Below are 6,654 nucleotides of genomic sequence, written 5' to 3'. Positions count from 1 at the left end.
CAGCAGCAACACATTAATGACTGGGCAGTAAGAGGTATTTACTATCGTTTGAACTATATTTTTGATGATAAATACATTGTTGAACTGAATGCCCGTAATGACGGTTCTTCCCGCTTCCGGGCTGATAACCGTTGGGGCTTTTTCCCATCCGCTTCTGCGGCATGGGTGGTTTCCAAAGAAAAATTCTTTAGCGGCATCAAACAGGCGGCAGGCGTCGACTTCCTGAAACTCCGTGGTTCCTACGGATCTCTGGGTGATCAGCAATGGGGAGAATATGGTTATATGTCATTAATGACAACGGGTAATATATCTACGATACTGGATGGTAAATTGCCGGTAGCCGTATATGATCCTACACCGGTAACAGCTACCTATACCTGGCAGAAGGTTAAAACGGTGAACGGTGGTGTGGATGTTAGTTTCCTGAAAGAAAGATTATCGTTTAGCTATGACCGTTATACCCGCTATACGCTTGGCATGTTTGCACCAAGTCAGAAGTTGCCCGATGTATACGGTGCGTCATCGCCCAGAACTAACTCGGCGGATTTAAAAACCCGTGGTTGGGAAATGACTTTGGGCTGGAGAGATCAGTTTAACATTGGTAAAGATCCATTTACCTATGGTGTGAAATTATTGCTCGCAGACAGCCGTTCTTTCATCACCCGCTATGCTAATCCAAAAGGTACACTGATCGGTTATGATGCAGGTAGTTCCAGCAGCAGAAACTATTACAACGGACAGGAACTGGGTGATATCTGGGGACTGGAAACAGAAGGATTTTTCCAGAATGAAACGGAGCTGAAAAATCATGCTGATCAAACAGCTGTAGGCTCTGATGACCAGAATTATCTTTTCTATGTAGGGGATCTGAAGTTCAGAGATCTTAACCATGATGGCAAAATTAACTACGGTGATAATACCCTTGCTAATCCAGGCGACAGAAGAATCATTGGTAATTCTTCCCCGCGCTTTCCTTACAGCGTAGACCTGACAGCCTCTTATAAAGGATTTGACCTTCGGGCATTAATACAGGGTATTGGCAAAAGAGATTGGTATCCTGGCGCCAGCAATCACTATTTCTGGGGCGTTTATGCGCAACCGTGGACCAATGTGCAGGTACATAACCTGGACCACTGGACACCGGAAACACCCAATGGTTATTTCCCACGTTTGAAATCATACATCGCGGAAGATGCTACAGAATTGGGTGCACCACAAACCCGTTACCTGCAGAATGCTGCCTATACCCGCTTAAAGAACGTAACGCTGGGTTATACACTGCCAAAGAATCTGACAGATCGGATCAAGGTGAATCGTGTTCGCTTTTACTTCAGTGCAGAAAACATCTTTACGGTGTCTCACCTGAAGGCCAACATTGATCCGGAAGGACTGGATGGAGCATTGTATCCTTATCAGAAAACCTATTCATGTGGTCTGAACCTGAACTTTTAATGAATTCTAAAATGTGCAACATGAAAAATAAGTGGCTTTTATTATCACTCACTATATTAGGTGTTACGGCAGCTTCCTGTAATAAGGATTTTCTGCAGCGTGACCCGCAAACGGAAATTTCTCCGGACGCGTTCTTTAATACACCTGCCGATCTCAATACCTATGTGAATGGGTTTTATGATAGTCAGTTATCGTCTCCTTATGACGATGCCAATTCTGATAACATCTCCAGCTATACCGGTAGCGAAATGGATAAACTGGTACATAACGGTATTACCCCCAATACGATAGGCGGTTGGGACGACTGGGATCAGTTGCGCCGGGTAAACTTTATGCTGGATAATGTTTATAAAACAAAGGGAGATGCAGCAGAAATTGCACATTATACAGGCGTAGCCCGCTATTTCCGTGCGAAATTTTATTTTGCTAAAATAGCCACCTATTCTGATGTGCCCTGGTATGGTCATGCTTTGTCGGATGTAGATAGTTCCATGTACAAAGGACGGGACCCGCGCGCGATGGTAGCTGACTCTGTGCTGGATGATCTGCAATATGCGGTAGATCACCTGAAAGAAAAAGACGGCAACGGTACCCGCGTAAATAAATATGCAGCACTGACATTGATGTCCCGTTTCTGCCTGTTTGAAGGTACGTTCCGCAAATATCATAGCGAGCTGAATTTGCAAAGCAGTGCCAATAAGTTCCTGGAAAAAGCGGCATGGGCTGCTGAGCAGGTAATGAACAGTGGGAAATTCAATATTTATACTTCTGCTAACGGTGCAGCAGCATACCGCGCATTATTTGTGAGCACTACACTGGATGGTAATTCTGAAATCATACAGTGGCGCGATTATCAGGCTTCACTGGGAATTGGTAATAACACCCATACCGTATTGGGTTGGGTATGGTCGCTGAGTCAAAGTTTGGTGAATACCTATCTCATGAAAGATGGTACACCTTTTACCAATATTGCAGGATATGATAAAATTGATTTCCTGGGTACCTTTAATAACCGTGATCCGCGTTTAGCTGAAACCGTTGCTTACCCTGGGTTTTCAATTAACATGGATAACGTATCATACGTTGCCAAGCCCAATCTGGGCGGTTATGATCAGCTGAAGTTTTACCCACGTGATCCGGCATTACGTAAAGGTTGGGATCTGAACTATACTGCTTTACCGATTTATCGTTTGGGAGAAGTACTGTTGAACTATGCAGAGGCTAAAGCAGAGTTGGGTACCATTACTTCCACGGATATTACCAACACCATCAATAAGTTGCGTGCCCGTGTGAACATGCCTCTTATGGATATGGCTGCTGCTAATGCTACTATTGATCCTGTACTGGCTGCTGAGTATACCAACGTAATTGGTGCTAATAAAGGCCTGATCCTGGAAATCAGAAGAGAAAGGAGAGTAGAACTGGCCTGCGAAGGATTACGCGCCAATGATGTGAACAGATGGAAAGCAGGTAATTTGCTGAAGGAAGCACCGAAAGGAATGTATGTTCGTGCAATCGGAGCCATGGATATGACGGGTGATAACATCCCGGATATTGCCATCCTCCCATCGCCTACAGATACTTCCTCTATTGCTAATATCCCCTGGGACAAGAAGAAAAATATGGCTCGTTATTACCTGACCGATAATTTTTACCTGGAGAATGGTACCAGTGGACATATTATGTTTGTGGCCGATCGTGCTGGTCGCAACTTCATAGAACCTCAATTCTACTATCGTCCTATTCCAAAGGATCAAACCACATTGAACGACAATCTGAAACAGATTTTTGGTTGGTAATAAAGTATTTAAATAGCAAAGGGAAGGCAATTGCCTTCCCTTTGCTATTTAAAAGCATGTTGAATTTTTAAAAACAACGACAGGTATGTATAAGCAGGTATTACGGGCTTTCCTGTTGCTGCTGTTTACGCAAACAGCAATGGCGCAGGGATTTTCAGGCAAAGTATTTATAGACAAAAATGGAAATGACGCCTGCGATGCAGGAGAGGCGGGGCTTTCCGGTGTAAAGGTATCCAATGGATTACAGGTAGTGGCGACGGATGCTGCGGGTAATTTTTCTTTACCAACACATCAAAAAGTGAGGTTTATATATATCACCACACCGGCTGGCTATCGCTTTGTGAAATCATTTTATATCAAAACAGACAGCAGTAAAGCTGCTTATGATTTTGCGCTGACGCCGGTAAACCACGCGCAGCAAAGTAAGGCGAAGTTTGTGAGATTGACAGATACGGAAACAGGTGTGTACAACAACTGGATTACCGAAGCAAAGGATTATGCAAAGAATGAAAATGCTGATTTCATCGTGCATACCGGGGATATTTGTTATGAAGAGGGCTTGAAGTTTCATGCGAAACAAGTGAACACCGCTACCATGGGATTGCCGGTATATTACTGCATCGGTAACCATGACCTGGTAAAAGGCCCCTACGGCGAAGCACTGTATGAGTCGTTGTTTGGCCCCGTGTTTTACTCTTTTGAAGCGGGTCCGGCGCATTTTATTGTAACGCCTATGTGGTATGGGGATTATAAACCTTCCTACACCGTAGATGATGTATTGCAGTGGATAAAGAATGACCTGGCAAAAACAGATCCTGCCAAACCGGTTATCATTTTTAATCACGACCTGCTGACTTACGATACTTTATTTGCGATCCGCGCGGGCAAGGACAGTATTAATCTGAATGAACATCACCTCAAGGCGTGGGTGTATGGACATTGGCATATCAATTTTGCTCATACACACGGTAATACCGGTATCCGTTCGCTTTGCTCTGCGCCTGCAGCAGATGGAGGTATAGATAACTCTGCCAGTAATTTTGATGCGATCGAAGTAGATAAGTCAGGTATTTCAGCTGTACAAAGACGTTATACCTACGTGAGCAATCAAATTACGCAGGTGTCTCCTGCGGCCACTGGTGTGGCTTTTGACGGTAATAAATTGTTGATCAGTGTAAATACTTATCACACCTCCGCCAATGTACGGCAGGTGCTGTTCAGTTTGTACAGTAAAAAAGGACAGCTGTTGAAACAGTTGCCATTGCAACCGCGTACCGACTGGAACTGGGCTACCACCAAAGAAATTCCTGCAGCCTGGTTAAACAACGTATACACGTCTACGGTAGAAGCGACTACCAGTACCGGCAATATCCTGTTTAGAAGAGATACTTTTTCTCTGGAAAAAAGTAAAGTGCCCGCACTTACCGGGCAGGTATGGCCGGAAGTATTACAAAATGCACAACGCATTGGTGTAGTGAGCGGCGTAACCACCGACCCTAAAGGATTACACCTGGTATGGTCTGCCAATACCGGGGGCAATGTGTGGAAGTCATCTCCCATATGTGCGGAAGGAAAAGTATTTGTAGGTAATATAGATGATGAAGGTAATCAGCATTGCGGTATTACTGCGATGGATGCCAGGACGGGTAAAATAGTATGGCGGTTTCCTACTAAAAATTCTATTAAACATAGCATTAGTTACAGCGATCATTTATTGTTAGCCACAGATGCAGAAGGCACTACCTATGCGCTGGAAGCAGCTACCGGTAAGCTTCGCTGGCAACATGCGGGTGAGATGAAAAGTTTACCTTCCTATAATTCTGGTGGAGTAATAAAAGCAGGAGTGTACTATACCGGCGCCGGAAAATACATGCAGGCACTGGACCTGTTGACCGGTGCGGTGAAGTGGACCAACCACGACTGGAGTGGGGGAGAAGGTACGCCGGCTGCTATGGCTATAGAGGGCGATTGCCTGGTTACCTCTTCCAACTGGAATCATTTATTTGCACATGACCTGGCTACGGGTAAATTACGCTGGAAACGCAGCGATGAAGGCATCCGCTTCCGCAGTGGTACGGCGGCGTTTTACGATGGCAAGCTGTATGTGCACGGCATTAATAAGCTGCATATTATTGATCCGGCCAATGGCAAAACGATCGATAGTATTCCGGTGGAAGAAGCGTTGAAAACGATGACAGCGCCGGTGGTGACGGATCAGTATATCCTGATTTGTACTGCTACCAATGGTTTGGCGGCGTACGATAAACAAACGAAACAGCTGGTATGGCGCTTTGTGCCGGGAGAGGCGTTGTTTTATACTGCGCCTTACACGTTGCCGTCGTCTGCCACGATTGAGTCTACTCCATTGTGTGCGGGTAATCGTGTTTACATCGGTGCTTCCGATGGGTATGTGTATGTGGTGGACTTAAAAACGGGCCAGGTAATATCCCGTTTTGATACAGGCGCTCCGGTATTTGCGGAAATGGCTATTTGCAACGGACTGCTGTATGTGGCGGATTTTTCGGGAAATGTGAATGGGTTTAGTTTATAGTACTGCTTTATACAAAAGAAAAGGCCATCTCCGCTACAGAGATGGCCTTTCTTGTCTTCCGCACTCGGGGAGGCGTCGTTTACTACACCTGCCCAATCTGTTTATCAGTAACCCGGATTCTGTACCAGGTTTGGATTGATGCTGGTTTGTTTGAATGGAATCGGGAACAGTTTATACTTTTCTGCTGAAGGCTGGTGATCCCACCAGGTACCGGTGGTGAATTTACCGAAGCGGATCAGATCCGTGCGGCGCTTGCCTTCAAAGATGAATTCGCGGCCCCTTTCAGCCAGTAACTCGTCCATGGTGAGACTTGTAGTCGTATAGGCTTCTTTAGACCAGTCTTCGGCCTTAAAAGCGCGTTTTTTGCAAGTGTTGATCAGGTCCACTGCTTCCTGGGTAGCGATACCACCTCCTTTACGCATGAGGGCTTCTGCTTTATTGAAGTATATTTCAGTGAGGCGGTATAATACGAAGTCGTTGCCCCAGTAATTAACATCGCTTTGTTTCCCTGCCAGGTATTTGGCGAAACGTGCGCCACTGTTTTCTTCTCCCTGGGTCATGCCACCGGGACCGGTTTCACCGGTAGAGTTTCTACGTATTTCTTTTACAAAAACGAGTGGTTTGTCGGCATATTCTTCTGTACCCAGTACGAGGCTGTCGGCGATGCCTGTGCGCAGGGCCGGATCTTTTTTCTGCGGGCCGATGAGCATCCAGTTTTGTTTACGGAGGTCATTGTCTTTAAACGCGTCGTAGGCCGTTGGAATGACTACGATACTGTTGTTGCCGTCTACATCTGCGTTGTAGATCTGACGCTCGCGATAGTGCCAGAAATCGCCCTGCCAGCCAAAGCGG

General features: G+C 45.7%; 4 protein-coding genes. 3 read left to right on the top strand and 1 reads right to left on the bottom strand.

What is annotated here, in order from left to right:
* From VIP81_RS23330 to VIP81_RS23320, 3 genes are all read left to right on the top strand, one after another.
* Nucleotides 1–1,452, top strand: a 1,452-nt coding sequence (locus tag VIP81_RS23330) for a SusC/RagA family TonB-linked outer membrane protein (RefSeq protein ID WP_331967048.1), incomplete at its 5' end; no start/stop codon positions are given.
* Nucleotides 1,453–1,472: 20 nt separating this feature from the next.
* A complete protein-coding gene (locus tag VIP81_RS23325; protein WP_331967046.1) occupies nt 1,473–3,251 on the top strand; it encodes a RagB/SusD family nutrient uptake outer membrane protein in 1,779 nt (592 codons plus the stop codon).
* An 85-nt stretch (nt 3,252–3,336) separates the two neighbouring features.
* Nucleotides 3,337–5,802 (top strand): PQQ-binding-like beta-propeller repeat protein, encoded by a 2,466-nt coding sequence (locus VIP81_RS23320; protein WP_331967044.1) that lies wholly within the window; start codon nt 3,337–3,339, stop codon nt 5,800–5,802.
* A 104-nt stretch (nt 5,803–5,906) separates the two neighbouring features.
* Here VIP81_RS23320 and VIP81_RS23315 read toward each other — a convergent pair.
* The coding region (locus VIP81_RS23315) for a RagB/SusD family nutrient uptake outer membrane protein (RefSeq protein WP_331967042.1) at nt 5,907–6,654 on the bottom strand (748 nt) is incomplete at its 5' end.

Source organism: Chitinophaga sp., assembly GCF_036566945.1.
In the GTDB taxonomy this organism is placed as follows: Bacteria; Bacteroidota; Bacteroidia; order Chitinophagales; family Chitinophagaceae; genus Chitinophaga.
The sequence above is the reverse complement of the archived record's forward strand: the minus strand, read 5'-3'. Positions and strand labels throughout refer to the sequence as shown.